The organism is Brucella pituitosa (assembly GCF_003049685.1).
Taxonomy (GTDB): domain Bacteria; phylum Pseudomonadota; class Alphaproteobacteria; order Rhizobiales; family Rhizobiaceae; genus Brucella; species Brucella pituitosa.
The window spans coordinates 1,394,030-1,411,353 of sequence record NZ_PYSY02000002.1 but is presented as its reverse complement, the minus strand read 5'-3'; the positions used below and the strand labels follow the sequence as shown (position 1 = coordinate 1,411,353).

Genomic DNA, 17,324 nt, shown 5'->3' with positions numbered 1-17,324 from the left:
GACTATGTATCTCGGCCTTGATCTTGGAACATCCGGCGTAAAGGCGCTTCTGATCGACAGCGAACAGAAGTTGATTGGCTCTACCCATGGTGAACTTGATGTTTCACGCCCGCACCACGGCTGGAGCGAACAAGATCCAGCACAATGGATCAGCGCATGCGAAACAGCTATTGATGGCCTGCGCACAGCGCATCCTAAAGAGTTTGCAGCCGTTGCTGGCATCGGCCTTTCCGGTCAGATGCATGGCGCGACGTTGCTCGATGAAAACGATCAGGTGCTTCGCCCCTGCATCCTGTGGAACGACACACGCAGCTATAAGGAAGCGGCAGAACTTGATACCGATCCGGCCTTCCGTGCCATCACCGGCAACATCGTTTTTCCGGGTTTCACAGCGCCTAAACTCGTTTGGGTTGCCCGCAATGAGCCGGATGTTTTTGCGCGCACCCGTAAGGTTCTTCTGCCAAAGGATTATCTGCGTCTCTGGCTGACCGGCGAATATGTGTCTGACATGTCAGATTCGGCTGGCACAAGCTGGCTCGATACCGGCGCGCGCAAATGGTCGACTGAGCTTTTGTCAAAGACCGGGCTGACTGAAAACCATATGCCTAAGCTTGCCGAAGGCAGCGATGCAACTGGCACCTTGCGTGCTGAACTCACCGCCCGTTGGGGGCTTACAAATGCTCCAGTCGTAGCAGGTGGTGCAGGCGATAATGCGGCCTCTGCCTGTGGGATGGGAACGGTCCAGCCCGGCCATGCTTTCGTTTCACTCGGCACATCCGGCGTGTTGTTTGCCGCCAATGGTGCCTACCAGCCAAAGCCTGAAAGTGCCGTACACGCGTTCTGCCATGCACTTCCCCACACATGGCACCAGATGGGCGTCATCCTGTCTGCCGCGAGCGCGCTCGACTGGTTTTCCCACATCGTTGGCGCAACCCCGCATGCGCTCGACTCCGAGCTTGGCGGCACACTCAAGGCACCCGGCAGTGCAACATTCCTGCCTTATCTTTCTGGTGAACGCACGCCTTACAATGACGCAAAAATTCGCGGTGTCTTCAGCGGCCTTGAGCATGAAACTGACCGCAAGGCGATGACGCAGGCTGTGCTTGAAGGCGTGGCCTTTGCCATTCGTGACAATCTCGTAGCACTGCAATCGGCAGGCACGGAGATCAAATCGCTGATCGCAGTTGGTGGCGGCTCACGGTCTGGCTATTGGCTGAAATCAATCGCCACAGCATTGAATGTGCCCATTTCACTTCCCGAAGAAGGCGACTTCGGTGCTGCATTCGGTGCCGCGCGCCTAGGCCTGATTGCTGCAAGTGGCGCCGATCCTTTTGCGATCTGCACACCGCCACGCACAGCCCGCACGATTGAACCTGAACAGTCGCTGATCTCGTCTTACAACGAAGCTTATCAGCGCTACCACGCACTTTATCCCGCGCTGCGTCCACTCGCTTAACAAGCAGGACCACAGCGTCACCAGCATCAACATTGGAGGAGCATGATGAGCACCGGATTTTTCGGCGACATCCAGAAAATACGTTACGAAGGACCAGACAGCGACAATCCGCTGGCATTCCGTCATTACAATCCAGACGAGATTGTTCTTGGCAAACGTCTGGAAGACCACCTGCGCTTTGCGGTCGCCTATTGGCATACATTTGCATGGGAGGGTGGCGATCCTTTTGGCGGACGTACCTTCGACCGCCCCTGGTATAAGGACGGCCTCGAAGCTGCAAAGCTGAAGGCCGATGTGGCGTTTGAATTCTTCTCGCTTCTCGGTGCACCTTTCTATTGCTTCCACGACGCCGACGTCCGTCCGGAAGGCAATAACTTCGCTGAAAACACCAAAAACCTCGAAGCGATCGTCGATGTTTTTGAGCAGAAGCAGGCCGAAACCGGCATCAAGCTTCTATGGGGCACAGCCAATCTCTTCTCACATCGCCGCTATATGTCTGGTGCTGCAACCAATCCTGATCCGGAAGTGTTCGCTTTTGCAGCAGCCACAGTCAAAACCTGTCTCGACGCAACCAAGCGTCTTGGCGGTGACAATTACGTGCTTTGGGGTGGTCGCGAAGGTTATGAAACCCTTCTCAATACCGATTTGACACGCGAGCTCGACAATATGGGCCGCTTCCTCAACCTCGTGGTCGAATACAAGCACAAGATCGGCTTCAAGGGCACGATCCTGATTGAACCAAAGCCACAGGAACCAACCAAGCATCAGTATGATTATGATGTCGCGACGGTTTACGGTTTCCTCAAGCGCTATGGCCTCGAAAACGAAGTGAAGGTCAATATCGAACAGGGCCATGCAATTCTTGCCGGTCATTCGTTCGAGCATGAGCTGGCGCTGGCCCGCAGCCTCGGCATTCTCGGTTCCATTGACATGAACCGCAACGATTATCAGTCGGGCTGGGATACAGATCAGTTCCCAAACAATGTGCCGGAAATGGCGCTCGCCTATTATCAGGTGCTGCTCGACGGCGGCTTCAAAAATGGCGGCACCAATTTCGATGCCAAGCTGCGTCGCCAGTCGCTCGACCCGCAAGATCTGTTGATCGGCCATATCGGCGGCATGGATTGCTGTGCACGTGGCCTTAAAGCTGCTGCCCGCATGTTGGAAGACGGCGCACTATCGAAGCCACTTGATGAGCGCTATGCCGGATGGTCTGGCGATTTCGGCAAGAAAGTCGCAACCGGCATGTCGCTGGAACAGATTGCTTCAGAAGTCGAAACAAAAGACATCAATCCGCAGCCACGATCCGGTCGTCAGGAATATCTGGAAAACGTGGTCAACCGCTACGTTTAAAGCATTTCCAGCAAAAAGTGCGAAGCGGTTTTGCGTGGGATAATGCGACGAAACAAACAAAAGTCCCGCTCAATGAGCGGGGCTTTTCATATTTAGTTCGATGCCACCTTATGCGGCGTCCGACAAGCGGCAAAACGATCAAGCGTCTGGTCATAGGCGGAAGTCTTGACCGCCATCATGCCAAGCACCGTGTGGAACAGATTGTCATGCGATGACGGTTCTGCCGTCGTCTTGCGCAGACAATCGAGATTAAGACCGGTATCCGCTGCATATTCCGGCGCAAACCACGTGATGAACGGTATATGGGTCTGCTGCGATGGCGCGATGAAATAGGGGGCCGCATGGAGGTATAGACCGTCCTCACCAAGCGACTCGCCATGGTCGGACATATAGATCATCGCGGAAGCAAATTTGTCTTCATGCGCTTTGAGAAGATCAATCACCTCGGATAGAATATGATCCGTGTAGAGGATCGAATTATCATAGGCGTTGACGATCTCTTCCTGCGAACATTTAGCGAAATCGTTGGAGCGGCAATCCGGTTTGAAGCCTGTATATTCTGTCGGATAGCGGCGATAATAAGCCGGGCCGTGACTGCCCGTCATGTGCAGAACGATTGTCGCATTGCCGGAAACTTCGTTCAGCTCTTTTGACAGACTATCTACCAGTATCTGATCGATACACTCACCGCCTTCGCAATAGCGCTTGTCCTGCACACCCTGCAAATCAATCAGCTTGATCCGCTCTGCAACGCCTTTGCTGCCGGTATTATTCTCGTACCAGCTGACTTCAACGCCTGCATGTTTAAGCACATCCATCAGGTTTTCCGAGCCTCGGAACTTTGTATTGGAATAGTCATCGCGGGTGAAAGGCGAAAACATGCAAGGCACTGAAACGGAAGTTTCCGTGCCACAGCTCGTCGTATCAGTAAAGGCAACGACGTCGCGCTTCTTCAATTCCGGATTGGTTTCACGGTCATAGCCATTGAGGCTGAAATTCTGTGCACGCGCCGTTTCACCCACAACCACAACCGTGACCAGTTTTTTGCCTGCTGGCAATTGCGTCAGTGTCTGTTTGGCATCCAAGCCCAGCGGCTGCATCGGGATATCGCGATTTTTATACACATGCGAAACATATTGGATCGTGCTGGTGATCGGGGTGCTTGGCATAAGCTTCTGTATGATATCCGCGCCATGTTCACGGAACATGGATGAATAGGCCGCATAGTTTGTCCCGAGTATGACGACAGCGGCAATGAGGCAAGTGAAGATGACGCCTGCGTTGACCATCAGCTTTCCAAGCAGCGGACGGTGCTTAACGCGCACCCAAACAATCAACAGCGACGGAACAACACCGTAAAACAGCATGTGCCATAGGAAGCTTGGTGTCAGCAATGCCCCGGACTCAGCCTGCGTGGTTGTAAGCGCTGCTTCAATGACATTCTTGTCGATGATCGTGCCAAATGTATCCGTGAAATAAGAACCACCGGCTGCAATTATCACGAATACGATAAGCATCGGCTTGATGACGTATTTTGCCGAAAACAGCACAAAGAGCGCCACGTGCAGCAGCAACAGCGCGGCCAGTATGCCTGCAAGCCTTAATGGTGCATCAGCATAATAAGTGCTGATTGCATGCCAGAAGGACCTGTTTGTGAAAATGAGAATGTAGAGCGCTGTTAAAAGGCACAGCGGTCCACTGGCAATTGTGGGGCGGAATTTCTGCATGGCACACGCTTTCGAACGGCTTTGAATTCGCGTGCCTTACCGGGCCGACAGATCCAACGGGTCAGCTATATCAGGCACATCTCAGTCAAACATGAAATCAAGATGGCTTTTCTACGGCGGTTAAATTGGACCACTGGCCAGGCCGTAACGCACAAACAAAAACGCCGCCATAAATGGCGGCGTTTTGGAATTTGAATAAATGTCAGAGACTAACCCATCCACCATTTTTGTTGGAGGATCGGACGCAAGCATCGATGAATGCGACGCCTTTGACACCATCGTCGACAGTTGGGTACATGACAGCACTGTCAGGCTTGGTATTGTCACGCTTGGCCTGAATGGCATTGGCGGCTTCAACATAGATTGTCGCGAACGCCTCCAGATAGCCTTCCGGATGGCCGCCCGGTACGCGCGTAACGCGGGTTGCGGCGTCGCCAACGCCTGAACCGCCACGCGTGATCAGCCGCTTCTGTTCACCAAACGGCGTGAACCACAGCCGGTTCGGGTCTTCCTGCGCCCATTCGATCCCACCTTTGGTGCCATAAACGCGAAGACGCAGCGCATTTTCATTTCCGGGTGCGACCTGACTGCACCAGAGCATCCCCTTGGCACCGCCTGCAAAACGCAGCATCACATGCGCATTGTCATCAAGACGACGACCGGGAACAAAGCTATCGAGATCAGCTGCGAGACTGTCGAGCGTCAAACCAGTCACAAACGAAGCAAGATTGAAGGCATGCGTGCCGATGTCGCCCGTTGCGCCACCAAGGCCGGACTGAGCTGGATCGGTGCGCCAGACAGCCCCCTTGGCACCGGTTTTTTCCACCGCTTCAGTCAACCAGTCCTGCGCATATTCTACCTGAACAACACGGAGATCACCCAGCTCACCATTAACGATCATTTCGCGCGCCTGACGAACCATCGGATAACCGGTGTAATTGTGGGTCAGCACAAACAGCGCGCCGCTCTCATCGGCCACTTTCTTGAGCTTCTTCGCATCAGCCAATGTCGAGGTCAGCGGCTTGTCGCAGATCACGTGAATGCCCCGCCGCAGAAATTCCTTGGCCGCATCGTAATGCACATGATTTGGCGTCACGATGGCCACCGCCTCAATGCCGTTCTTGAGGCGCGCTTCACGAATTGCCATTTCCTTGTAGCTTGAATAGATTCGGTCTTCCGCAAGGCCAAGCTCACGGCCAGAGGCTTGCGCTTTCTCTGGCGACGAAGACAACGCTCCCGCCACCAGTTCAAAGCGATTGTCGAGCCGCGCGGCCATGCGATGCACGCCCCCGATGAAAGCCCCCGCACCACCGCCAACCATACCTAAACGAATGCGTGGATTTGCGGTTTCTTTGGTTTTTGCTTCAATGGTCATTGTGTCTGCTTCCCCTCAAAGCCCCAGCATGCGCCGATTGGCTGCATCATCGGTTCCGCCAGCAGCAAAGTCATCGAATGCTTTTTCGGTCACGCGAATGATGTGGTGCTTAACAAACTCAGCGCCTTCACGCGCACCGTCTTCCGGGTGCTTCAACGCGCATTCCCATTCGACCACAGCCCAGCCATCAAAATCATTGGCAGCCATCTTCGAGAACACCGCACCAAAATCAACCTGACCATCGCCAAGCGAACGGAAGCGACCAGCGCGATTGACCCAACCCTGATAACCGCCATAGACGCCCTGACGTCCGGTTGGATTAAACTCGGCATCCTTGACGTGGAACATCTTGATGCGGTCTTTGTAGATGTCGATATTGTCAAGATAATCGAGGCATTGCAGCACATAATGTGACGGATCATAGAGCATGTTCGCGCGTGGATGATTTTTAACCCGCTCCAGAAACATCTCGAATGTCACGCCGTCATGCAGGTCTTCACCCGGATGGATTTCATAGCAGATATCCACGCCATGTTCGTCCGCATGATCGAGAATAGGTGTCCAGCGACGAGCCAGTTCGTCAAATGCCGTTTCAACCAGACCAGCAGGACGCTGCGGCCATGGATAGATAAACGGCCATGCCAAAGCGCCAGAAAAGGTCGCGTGAGCACCAATGCCCAAGTTGCGCGACGCCTTGATGGCCATCTTCACCTGCTCAACCGCCCATGCCTGACGTGCCTTTGGGTTGCCGCGCACTTCCGGCACTGCAAATCCGTCAAAAGCTTCGTCATAGGCCGGATGCACGGCAACAAGCTGGCCTTGCAGATGTGTTGAAAGCTCAGTCACCTCAACGCCATTTTCGCGTGCGACGCCAGCAAACTCATCGCAATAATCTTTGGATTCCGAGGCCTTTTTCAGATCGATCAACTGGCTCGCCCATGTCGGCACCTGTACACCGGCATAGCCTTTTTCTGCGGCCCATTTGGTGATGCCGTCCCATGTATTAAATGGCGCTTCATCGCCCGCAAACTGCCCGAGAAATATCCCAGGCCCTTTGATCGTTTTCATCAAAAGTCCTCCAACTGAAAATTCTAACCGATATCGGGAATAAGGGCCTAAAGCCCTCAAGCGTTAAACTGCGCGCCCGCCAAAGCAGACGCGCAGATGAGTATTAGAACGGAGAATCCGGGAAATAGAACTGCTCGGCGTTATCCTTGGTTACCAACGTGGCATCGAGGATATAGTTGCCGCTCACTGGAATCTGATCGTAGAAATGACCGGCAGCAAGCTGCATGGCGGTTGAAACCATCGCAGGTGGATAAAGAACATCAACCGGCATCAGCTTGTCGCCATCCATGACCTTCTTGATCATATCCTTGGAACCAGCACCGCCGATGACATACTGGATATCTTCACGGTTGGCCTGCTTGATCGCTTCGAGCACACCAACGGCCATGTCATCATCCTGACACCAGACGACATCGATCTTCGGATATTTCGTCAGGAAGTCCTGCATCACGCGGAACGCATCGTCGCGGTTCCAGTTGCCATATTGGCGATCAAGAACCTTGACGTTCGAGCCTTCGATACCCTTGTCAAAGCCGTCCTGACGCTGCTGATCGATAGGGATCGGCAGGCCGCGAATGACGACAACCTGTGCGTCTGGCGTGGTCTTCTTGATGTATTCGCCAGCAACCTGACCAAGTGCCGGATTGTTGCCTGCCACATAAAGATCGCGGATGGAGTTGTCGTTGTTGCTTGGCGCGCGATCGACCAGTGCCACAAACGTACCCTTGTCCTTGATCTCCTTGATAGCATTTACCAGCGGATCAGGATCGGATGGCAGCACCACAAGACCGTCCAGACCCTGCACAGCAAGATCCTGCAATGCATTTGCCTGACTGGCCGCATCCGGCGACGTCTTGACGATGACGTTAAGGCCCGGGTGCTCAGCCATCAGAAGCTTGGCCACGCGTTCGGCATGATAGACCACACCAGCAGTCCAGCCATGGTCGGCTGCTGGAATAGATACGCCTATAGTGACCTTCTTGTCCTGCGCGCTTGCAATACCCGTAAAGGCCAGCGCACCAGCGGCCAATGCTGCAAAAGCAACGCCTAAAAGTTTTCCTCGCATTATTTCCTCCCAAATGTTCAGGGGGCTTTATCCCTCTGTGACCGGACCGCCCCTTCAATCCCGTCAAACTCGCTGTCCAGGACGTGATGAGATTACCCATCACATCCTAGGTTTTTATCGTCGCGACAACGACCGTTGCACCAGCATGGCGATAATGATGATCGCCCCTTGGATGGCCCCGATCAGATACTCGCTGATGAAGTTGGAAAGCAGCATGATATTGCCGACAATTTCCAGAATGAATGCACCGCAGATCGTGCCCCAGACACGCCCCACGCCGCCGCGCAATGCCGTACCACCAACGACGACGGCAGTAATCGCCTGCAACTCCCACAACATGCCGGTTGTTGCAGATGTCGACCCCAGTCGCGGCACATAGAGAAGCACCGCGACAGCCACGCAAAGCCCCTGCACGATATAGGCAATCGTGCGGACACGCTTGACGGAGATGCCTGAGTAACGGGCAACATCCTCGCTGGAACCAACTGCAATCACATGGCGGCCATAGCGTGTGCGATAAAGAACGAATGCCGCAATTGCTGCCGTCACAAAGATCGCAATAACCGGAATCGGAATGCCAAAAACGGAACCGAAATAGACAGGCCTGTAAAGCGCCTGAATGTCAGGATTGCGCAATGTGATAGCACCGCCCTGCGACAGCCATGTTGTCAGGCCACGATAAATTCCCATCGTGCCGAGTGTGGCGATGAACGGTTCTATACCGCCGAGTGTTGTGATCAATCCATTTGTCAGGCCGCAAAGCGCCCCCACGACAACGGCCAGAAGCACGGCTGCGATCAACATCATGACCGGATCGGCAATAACACCGCTGTTCATGAACATGATCATGATGCTGCCGACAAAAGCCGCCATGGCGCCAACCGACAAATCCAGCCCGCCCGACGAAATTACATAGGTGGCACCAAGCGCGATAATGGCAATGAACGCACTGCGTGTGGCAACATTCAACAGATTATCGATGCTGATGAAGTTTGGATTGGCAATTGTACCCAGAACAAGCAGCAAAAGCAGCGCAATAAAAGGCGCAACAGCCCTCAGATCCCAGTCTTTGGACGTTTTCGGCACTCTGCTTTTATCGGTCACTACGTCTGTCATTTACTCCCCTTTTTTTGTTTAAGCCGCTTCTTCGGTGCTGACGCCGGTTGCTAAGACAACGATGTCATTTTCGGTCATGCGTTCGCCTGTCACCTCGCCTGCAACCCTGCCCTCGCGCATGACGACGATACGGTCGCATACGCCAATGAGTTCCGGCATTTCAGACGATACGACGATGATCGATTTGCCCTCGTCGGCCAAATTGGCAATGAACTGATAGATTTGTTCTTTGGTACCCACATCGATACCGCGGGTTGGCTCGTCAATAATAACGATGGACGGGTTGAGCATCATCATCTTTGCCAGAAGAAGCTTCTGCTGATTGCCGCCAGAAAGCTGCCCGGCAAGAATATCTTTCCGGCCCGTGCGGATATCGAACTCTTTGATCGCATCGTCGAGTGCCGTGCGCTCTTTGCGCCGATCAATCTGTAACCCCCGGACGAATTTGCTGATCGAAGCGAGGGTCAGGTTGATACCGAGGTCTTTGGTAAGCAGCAGCCCCTTGCCTTTCCGATCCTCGCTCAGATAGGCGATGCCAGCGGAAAGACTTTCGTGGGCATTGCGGAAATTGACAGGCTGTCCATTATGACGGACCTGGCCTTTGCCGGGACGCAAGCCAACAATGCCTTCCATCAATTCCGTTCGACCAGCACCGACAAGCCCCGCAAAGCCCAGAATTTCACCCTTGCTCAATGTAAAACTTGCGGTCTTAACATAGCCCGGAACGCTGAAGTCATCGACCTCAAGCACGGGCACCTGTCCATGATGTACTGCGCGATCCGGGTAAAGTTTGGCAACATCGCGCCCCACCATCAGCCGGGCCATATCCGACGGCTGCAATTCCGAGGCCAGATGCGCGGAAACAAGCTTGCCATCGCGAAGCACGGTCACACGATCTGAAATCTCTTTCACTTCCGGCAGGCGATGCGAAATATAGAGAACCGCAACACCTTTAGCGCGAATGTCACAAATGACTTTCAGAAGCGCCTCGGTCTCGACCGGAGTAAGCGATGCCGTTGGCTCGTCAAAAATCACCACACGATGCGGCACGAGCAAAACACGAGCGATCTGCACAAGCTGACGCTGTGCGATGGACAAACTGCCCACGATGGCATCAGGATCAATATCCGCACCAAGATCACGAATGGCTTGGCGTGCGCCTTCGCGCATCGATTTGTCATCGACAACAAGGCCGTTGGATAGTTCGCGTCCCAGATAAATATTCTGGGCGACAGTGAGATCAGGAGCCAGCAGGATTTCCTGATGCACCAGAACAATGCCCTGCGCTTCAGCTTCCACCGGCCCGGAAAACGAGATTGGTTTGCCATCGATGTGGATTTCACCGCTGGTCGGACGCTCATTACCGGCGAGCAGCTTCATCAATGTCGATTTACCAGCGCCGTTTTCGCCGATAATAGCGTGAACTTCGCCGCCAAAAATGCTGAGATTTATATTTTTCAGAACCTGAACAGGTCCGAACGATTTCGACAGCGAAACCGCCTCCAGAAGCGGTGTGCCATGCTCGTTTCGGGTTGCGTTCATATGCACGCACCAACGCAAGCACTATAGCTTGAGCGCCCGCCATGACTTCTGATTGTCAGAATTTCCACTTGCATGTGAACTCCTCCCAAAGCTTCACTGTGCAACCTTAACGTTGGCTTTGAGGTACGTAAAGCAAAATTCTACGCAACACAAAAATCATTGGCAATTAATAGATGACCGCTTCCAGCAAAAGGCGGCATAGCAATTTGAGCATTGAACTAAAGGGGTATACTCAAATCATAATTTGGGCTGATATTCAGCGTACCGTGCGTCACTCGATAGTGAGAAGACAAAGCGCACCGCATTATATTGAAAGGCCGCAAATTCGATGTACAACATACCCTGCCACGTTACCGGGCAATCAGAGCGCGTTTCGATCTGATTATTTGTTTTGATGCGCATTTCATCCGCAAACAGTTGCACACTTTTCACGATGCGCTCCAAAACGGTGGATGATTAGACCTTGGCGCTCAACAAATAATACAATCTTAAATTAGCATATACAGCAAGACACGCGCTTTTTTATATACTATGAAATGGTAACGTCCAAGGCGTGTTGAATTGCGGATACAGACACATGACCTCCCATTTAGCGCAGTCAAAATGGCGCATGCTAGACATGCTGCCAGCCGTAGCCCTTTTCGTGATCGGCCTCACAGCACTCATCTATGCGATGCTTTCTCCACGTGGCGAGAACGGCCAGTTTGCTGTTCTCATGCAGCCATGGGCGAATGCCTCACAAGTGGCAACGCTGCTTGGCAAAGCCGACGCACAGATCCTTTCCTTCAATGAGCGCATGAACGTTGTGGTTGTATACGCCGCACGTCCTGACGCAATCGACGCACTTTACGATGCAGGCGCGTGGCTCGTTTTTGAACCCGCACAGCTGTCCGGCTGTTTTGACCTTGCCGTTACCGGGGCCTAATCCATGATCATTGAGCTTGATGATATTCGCAGACGTTTTGCGCGTTTTCTGGTGATTCTTTTCTGGCTGCATGTTCCGCTGTTCGCGGTCATCGCATATGGAACGGGCGCTTCCGTCCTCGGCGGGGCTCTTGCGGGAGCCTTCCTTGCAGCAAGCTATAATCTGATGTGGTGGCGCGCCGATATCGCGCCCGCAACCCGCTTTCTGTCTGCCGTAGCTCTCGTGGCTGAACCTGCGATCCTGCTCTATCTGCTTCGTGGGCATATCTGGCAGATGGACATGCATATGTATTTCTTTGCCATGCTCGCGCTCACTATCGGCTGGTGCGACCGCAGAGCAACCATCATTGCAGCCGTTGCGGTTGCATTGCACCATCTGACACTCGACTACTTTCTGCCATCCCTCGTTTTCCCGACAGGCAGCGATATTCGTCGCGTGATGATTCACGCTGTGATTGTAGCTTTTCAGGCAGCCGTTCTCGTCTGGTTCTGCGACATGCTTGTCGCTTGCGTCGAAAGCATCAGCAGAATGCGCGACGAAATCATGGTCAAGAATGCGGAAATCGAGAAACGTTCTGCCCAGGTTGAACAGGCCTACAAGGCCAAGGGCATGTTCCTGGCCAATATGAGCCACGAAATCCGCACCCCGCTCAATGCGATATTGGGTTTCTGCCATCTGATGCTCCGCACCGACATGACGGAGCGCCAGCGCGATTATCTTTCCAAAATCAACGGAGCCAGTGGCTCGCTGCTGCGCCTGATCAATGACATTCTGGATTTCTCCAAGAACGATGCTGGCAAACTTACACTGGAAAACCGTCCGTTCGAATTGCGCGCCCTCTTTGATCGCAAATTGCAGATTACCAGTGCCGATGCCCGAGCCAAAAATGTGACCGTGAGCCTGCATATCGATCAGGGCGTTCCAGAACGCCTTGTCGGCGATGAAATGCGCCTTGGACAAGTGCTGCTTAACCTGATGAGCAATGCCATCAAGTTCAGCGAGAATGGTTCCGTTACTCTTCGCGTAAGCGGAAAACCATCAGATAGTGGCGACTACAGCCTGCAGATTGCCGTTGCCGATACCGGTATTGGCATGACGCCCGACCAGCAATCCAAGCTGTTCAGTTCCTTCTCGCAGGCCGATAGCTCCACCACGCGTCGTTTCGGCGGCACCGGACTTGGACTGGTGATCAGCAAGCAGATTGCCGAGCAGATGGGCGGCGACATCACCGTACTCAGCACCCCCGGCAAGGGCAGTGTCTTCACCGTCACAACCACTCTTGGCAACGTGGATCGCGCGCACTCAATTGTCGAAAAGCCGCAAGCGCATATCCAGAAGCTTCGGATACTTGTAGCAGACGACAATCCGGCTTCCCGCGAAATTCTGCAAAGCATTTTCGCGGACTGGTCGATCCCGGTCGATCTGGTCGCATCCGGCACTGAGGTTATTGGCGCACTGGAAACTGCGTTCCAGCATGGCCAACCCTACGATCTGTTGCTGCTCGACTGGAAAATGCCTGGTATGGACGGCATGGAAACAGTGGGTAGCCTTTATGCCAATGCAAAGCTCGCCAAACTGCCCGAAATCGTCCTGATAACGGCCTATGGCAGTGACGAATTCAAGGAAAAAGCTTCGCGCGCCGGCATTGCAGCCTATCTCCCAAAGCCAATCGAAGCCCAGCAAATTCTGCTAACACTGAATATGCTTTTCCCACTATCGAAAGATGCCAAGGAAGCCGCAAGAGATTCAGAATTGATCGCAGAGCCGCTGCGCGGCGCACATGTTCTGCTCGTCGAAGACAATGCGATCAATCGCGAAATCGCTTATCAGCTTCTTTGTGATGCGGGTCTTGATGTCGATACCGCCGAGAACGGACGCATTGCCTGCGAAAGCGTTGCGCGATCCGGTTCGCTCTATTCAGCTGTGCTGATGGATGTTCAAATGCCGGAAATGGATGGTCTGGAAGCCACACGTCATATTCGTCGCGACTGGAGCCCGGAGGCTCTGCCCATTATCGCTCTGACCGCCCATGCCTATGAAGAAGAGCGCCGCAGATGCGCCGAAGCCGGTATGAACGATCATGTGGCCAAACCAATCGATCCGAGCATACTTATCGGAACGCTCGAGCGCTGGATGAAGCCACGCCGGGTGGATCTCGCGGCCGCCCAACCGCAGGAAAACAAGATTGAGGTTGTTCAGGCCGACCTTCCTGAACGCCTTCCGCCATTCGACCTCACTCGGGCACTCGTTCGGGTGAATGGAAAACAGGCTCTTCTGCGTCGTCTCATCATAAGCTTCCATGATGATTTTGCGAATGTCATAGAAACCCTGATGGATCAGATTGCCAAGGGTGATCTGACCGGAGCGCGACGCCTTGCTCATACGCTCAAAGGTGTTGCAGCATCGCTGGAGCTACCAGAAATTGCGCGTATTTCTGCTGAGGTGGAACTGGCAATAGCCAACGAACAGCTGGTCGGTCTGGAGCCAACGCTATCGGCGCTGAATTCCGCCATGAAGCCAGCCTTGAAGGCTGCAGCCAGCCTGAAGGATCAAGTGTCAGCGCCACAGCAGCAGGCAAACTCCGGCCCTCAGACCGCAGATATTGCATCAGCTGTGACCACACTGCGCGACCACCTCACCCGCCGGAGCATGCGTGCGCGCAGCAGTTTTGACGCGTTGCTCCAAATGCTCGGCTCTGATGCCGAGCAAGGCAACAATGCGGGAGCCTTGCGCGTGGCAAAGGCTGCGCTGGACAAGCTCGATTATGAGCAAGCCCTGCGCAGTCTGGATGAAGCTTTTTCTGAAGAACTTCCTCCAGCGAGATAAAGCATTTCCAGCAAAAGTGCGAAGCAGTTTTGCGTTGGACAATGCCTGCAACAAATAGTTAGGGCGTCGATCTGATTGGATCAGATCGACGCTCCAGAATTCGCCACAGATCATAAAAACCACTCGGCGATCTAAACACTACCGGAGTAAAAAAATGCCTGATCGTGCAACCGTCCTGATCGTCGATGACGAAGTTTCAAACATCGAGATCATGAACGCGGTGCTGGAAGACCACTATGAAATCTGCTTTGCCACATCTGGTGAGCAGGCGCTGGAAGTCGCTCGCTCAGTTTTACCGGATCTGATTTTGCTGGATGTCATGATGCCAGGTCTCGATGGCTATGAAGTCTGCCTCCGCCTGAAGAATGATCGCTTGCTGGCTGACGTGCCGGTCATCTTCACGACAGGTCTCGATGATCAGGAAGCCGAAGTACGCGGCCTGTCGCTGGGCGCTATCGATTATGTAACAAAGCCGATCAATCCGGTCGTTTTGCGGGCACGTGTCTCCAACCATATCGAACTCAAGCGTCTGCGCGATCAGCTTGCTCAGATGGCTGTTACCGACGCTTTGACGGGCCTTAGCAACCGTCGTCAGCTTGAGGTCATTCTGGCCGGTGAAATCTCGCGCCTTGCGCCTGCTGGTGCATGGCTCTCGGTTATCATGCTTGATATTGATTTCTTCAAGCTCTTCAATGACACCTATGGTCATCCTGAAGGCGATCGGTGCATTGCCATGGTTGCGGCCGCTCTGAATCGTGCGGTGCATAAGGTTTCGGGCATGACGGCGCGTTATGGCGGTGAAGAATTTGCCTGTGTTCTGCCCGGAGCAGACCCCGAAACAGCTTTGGCCACAGCGCATGAAATCCAGTTTCAGATCCAGTCGCTGAACATTCCACATCAGAGTTCGGAAGTCAGCACCAACGTAACCGTCAGCATGGGGATTGCGTCTGCGCGTACCCATCCGGGTATGAGCGGCTCACTTTGGCTGCAGCAAGCCGACCATCAGCTCTACACAAGCAAGAAAAGCGGTCGCAATCAGATTGCGAGGACCGAGTTTTCGGCAGCCTGAGCTGACTGCATCACGTCAGATCGAGATGCGCCTTAAGCGGCATATCATCATGAATAGACACAGTCTGCCGTTCGATCATGCGATGTACCAGAGGGGGCGTTGCCCCCTTGTGTAGCGCAAGCAGCCTTTCTGAAACTTCCGCGTCTGATTGCGTACGCCGCTGATTGTGACGCACATATTCCACCCATGTCGGAACGTGATAGCTTTCTGTCCACGTTTCCGGATTTTCCAGATCCCGCAGCAAGGCCCATTGTCGTGCGCCATCGCGAATGCGGATGCGGCGGCGTAGCGCCATGGCAGCAAGAAATGCCTGCACATCTTCCTGAGCGATTTTATAATCGACCATGATCATGATCGGACCACTGCGTGACCGTAGGTCGAGGCGCAATTGCGGCTCACTGAAGCGATTGAGCGGATCGAGATTGAGCGATTCAAATTCCGGCTGCGGTAGCAGAAACCCAACAAGCGCACCGAAGAGCAAAACACAGGCTGCCGCCAGCAAAGCGCCCGGAACACCGAACTCATCGGCAACAGAACCCCAGAGCCAACTGCCCGCCGCCATGCCACCGAATGTGGCAGTCTGGTACAACGCCAACGCGCGGCCAACCACCCATCGTGGAGTTGAAAGCTGCACGGTCACGTTAAACAGGGAAAGCGCCAGAACCCACGACAATCCCGCAGGAAGCAGGAAGATGCAACTCATCCAGATGCTGCGGCTCACCGAGAGCAAAAGACAGCTTAGTGCAAAAGCAACAAAAGCCCCACGCACCAGCCATTCATTGCCCAGTAGTTCGCGCAATCGCGCGCTTGAAAGCGCACCACCAATAGCACCTATCCCGAAAAAGCCGAGCATGATGCCATATGTCAGCGCTGTGCCTTTAACGAGGTCTCGCGCCACAAGTGGTAGCAGCGCGAGAATGACAATCGCAGACAGACCGAACAGAAAGCCGCGAAACATAACCTTCAGAAGATTTGGCGACATTGCCACATAGCGCAGCCCCGCAACCATTGCAGGCCCTAATGCTTCGCGCGGCAAAGTGGATTTCGTCGTCTGTGGTTGCCAGCGCCAAAGTGCCAGAATAAGTGCGCAATAGCTGAAAGCATTGAAAATGAACGCAAAAGCAGCACCCGCAGCCGCAACTATTGCACCGCCGATGGCCGGGCCAATGCTGCGCATCAGATTGAAACTCATGGAATTAAGAGCAACCGCTGCAGGCAAATCTGCTCGCGGAACAATGTCTCCCATTGATGCCTGCCACGACGGATTATGCAAGGCACCTCCACAACCGATGAGAAAGGTGAACCCGAGCAACATCCAGGGCGTCAACATGCCAAGATAGGCGAAAGCTGCAAGCGCAACCGAAATGACCAGCAGGAGAATCTGGGCCGTAAGCATGATGCGGCGGCGGTCGAAATTATCCGCAAGCGCGCCTGCCGCAACCGAGAAGATCATCACCGGCAAAGTTGTGGAGGCCTGAACCAGCGCGACCATATCATCCGAACGCGCGATGGTGGCCATCATCCAGCCCGCACCAACAGTCTGCACAAGACCGCCCAGGTTTGAAAATAGCGTGGCAGACCATAAGGCGCGAAAAGTTCCGTACTGAAACGGCGCCAGGGGGGAATTTCTTTGCGGCATTCGGACGACCTCCATCCTCATCCGTTCCCTTAGGCGATACGCGAATCGCATCCAGGGAACAAGCAGCTTCCATCAAGCGCGACCGGACGACACACTTAAACCACTGAACCAGCTTGAAGATAATGAAAGCGGATACTCCCACTTTCTGGCGGGATCATGTAA

At 53.9% G+C, this 17,324-nt stretch carries 13 protein-coding genes; 5 read left to right on the top strand and 8 right to left on the bottom strand.

What is annotated here, in order from left to right; all coding sequences use genetic code 11:
• Positions 1 to 4: 4 nt before the first annotated feature.
• A complete protein-coding gene (gene xylB / locus C9380_RS18895) occupies positions 5 to 1,456 on the top strand; it encodes a xylulokinase (RefSeq protein WP_105707999.1) in 1,452 nt (483 codons plus the stop codon).
• Between the two features lie 45 nt (positions 1,457 to 1,501).
• Complete coding sequence (xylA, locus tag C9380_RS18890; protein WP_105707998.1) at positions 1,502 to 2,809, top strand: xylose isomerase; 1,308 nt, start codon at positions 1,502 to 1,504, stop codon at positions 2,807 to 2,809.
• Between the two features lie 92 nt (positions 2,810 to 2,901).
• On the opposite strand, the gene C9380_RS18885 is transcribed toward xylA, so the two are convergent.
• The 7 genes from C9380_RS18885 to C9380_RS26925 all read right to left on the bottom strand — a co-directional run bounded on the left by C9380_RS18885 (position 2,902) and on the right by C9380_RS26925 (position 11,135).
• Positions 2,902 to 4,536 carry a phosphoethanolamine transferase gene (locus C9380_RS18885; protein WP_128094273.1) on the bottom strand — a complete coding sequence of 545 codons (1,635 nt, stop codon included), beginning with the start codon at positions 4,534 to 4,536 and terminating at the stop codon, positions 2,902 to 2,904.
• A 202-nt stretch (positions 4,537 to 4,738) separates the two neighbouring features.
• Complete coding sequence (locus C9380_RS18880) at positions 4,739 to 5,911, bottom strand: Gfo/Idh/MocA family protein (RefSeq protein ID WP_105707994.1); 1,173 nt, start codon at positions 5,909 to 5,911, stop codon at positions 4,739 to 4,741.
• Positions 5,912 to 5,926: 15 nt separating this feature from the next.
• Entirely contained in the window at positions 5,927 to 6,979 is a 1,053-nt protein-coding gene (locus tag C9380_RS18875) for a sugar phosphate isomerase/epimerase family protein (RefSeq protein ID WP_105534911.1), read from the bottom strand.
• Positions 6,980 to 7,082: 103 nt separating this feature from the next.
• Positions 7,083 to 8,045 (bottom strand): substrate-binding domain-containing protein, encoded by a 963-nt coding sequence (locus tag C9380_RS18870; protein WP_024897660.1) that lies wholly within the window; start codon positions 8,043 to 8,045, stop codon positions 7,083 to 7,085.
• Positions 8,046 to 8,159: 114 nt separating this feature from the next.
• Complete coding sequence (locus tag C9380_RS18865; RefSeq protein ID WP_024897659.1) at positions 8,160 to 9,161, bottom strand: ABC transporter permease; 1,002 nt, start codon at positions 9,159 to 9,161, stop codon at positions 8,160 to 8,162.
• 18 nt (positions 9,162 to 9,179) lie between these two features.
• Complete coding sequence (locus C9380_RS18860) at positions 9,180 to 10,703, bottom strand: sugar ABC transporter ATP-binding protein (RefSeq protein WP_100557687.1); 1,524 nt, start codon at positions 10,701 to 10,703, stop codon at positions 9,180 to 9,182.
• A 237-nt stretch (positions 10,704 to 10,940) separates the two neighbouring features.
• On the bottom strand, positions 10,941 to 11,135 hold the full coding sequence (locus C9380_RS26925) for a hypothetical protein (RefSeq protein WP_164844682.1): 195 nt from the start codon (positions 11,133 to 11,135) through the stop codon (positions 10,941 to 10,943).
• A gap of 145 nt (positions 11,136 to 11,280) precedes the next feature.
• Here C9380_RS26925 and C9380_RS18855 point away from each other — a divergent pair, with 145 nt between their 5' ends.
• The 3 genes from C9380_RS18855 (at position 11,281) to C9380_RS18845 (ending at position 15,523) form a co-directional block, all read left to right on the top strand.
• Entirely contained in the window at positions 11,281 to 11,628 is a 348-nt protein-coding gene (locus C9380_RS18855) for a hypothetical protein (protein WP_128094272.1), read from the top strand.
• A gap of 3 nt (positions 11,629 to 11,631) precedes the next feature.
• Complete coding sequence (locus tag C9380_RS18850) at positions 11,632 to 14,454, top strand: response regulator (RefSeq protein ID WP_128094271.1); 2,823 nt, start codon at positions 11,632 to 11,634, stop codon at positions 14,452 to 14,454.
• Positions 14,455 to 14,608: 154 nt separating this feature from the next.
• Positions 14,609 to 15,523 carry a diguanylate cyclase gene (locus tag C9380_RS18845; protein ID WP_100557684.1) on the top strand — a complete coding sequence of 305 codons (915 nt, stop codon included), beginning with the start codon at positions 14,609 to 14,611 and terminating at the stop codon, positions 15,521 to 15,523.
• A gap of 10 nt (positions 15,524 to 15,533) precedes the next feature.
• On the opposite strand, the gene C9380_RS18840 is transcribed toward C9380_RS18845, so the two are convergent.
• Positions 15,534 to 17,162, bottom strand: coding sequence for an MFS transporter (locus C9380_RS18840; RefSeq protein ID WP_036567291.1), 1,629 nt, complete (start codon positions 17,160 to 17,162; stop codon positions 15,534 to 15,536).
• Between the last annotated feature and the right edge of the window lie 162 nt (positions 17,163 to 17,324).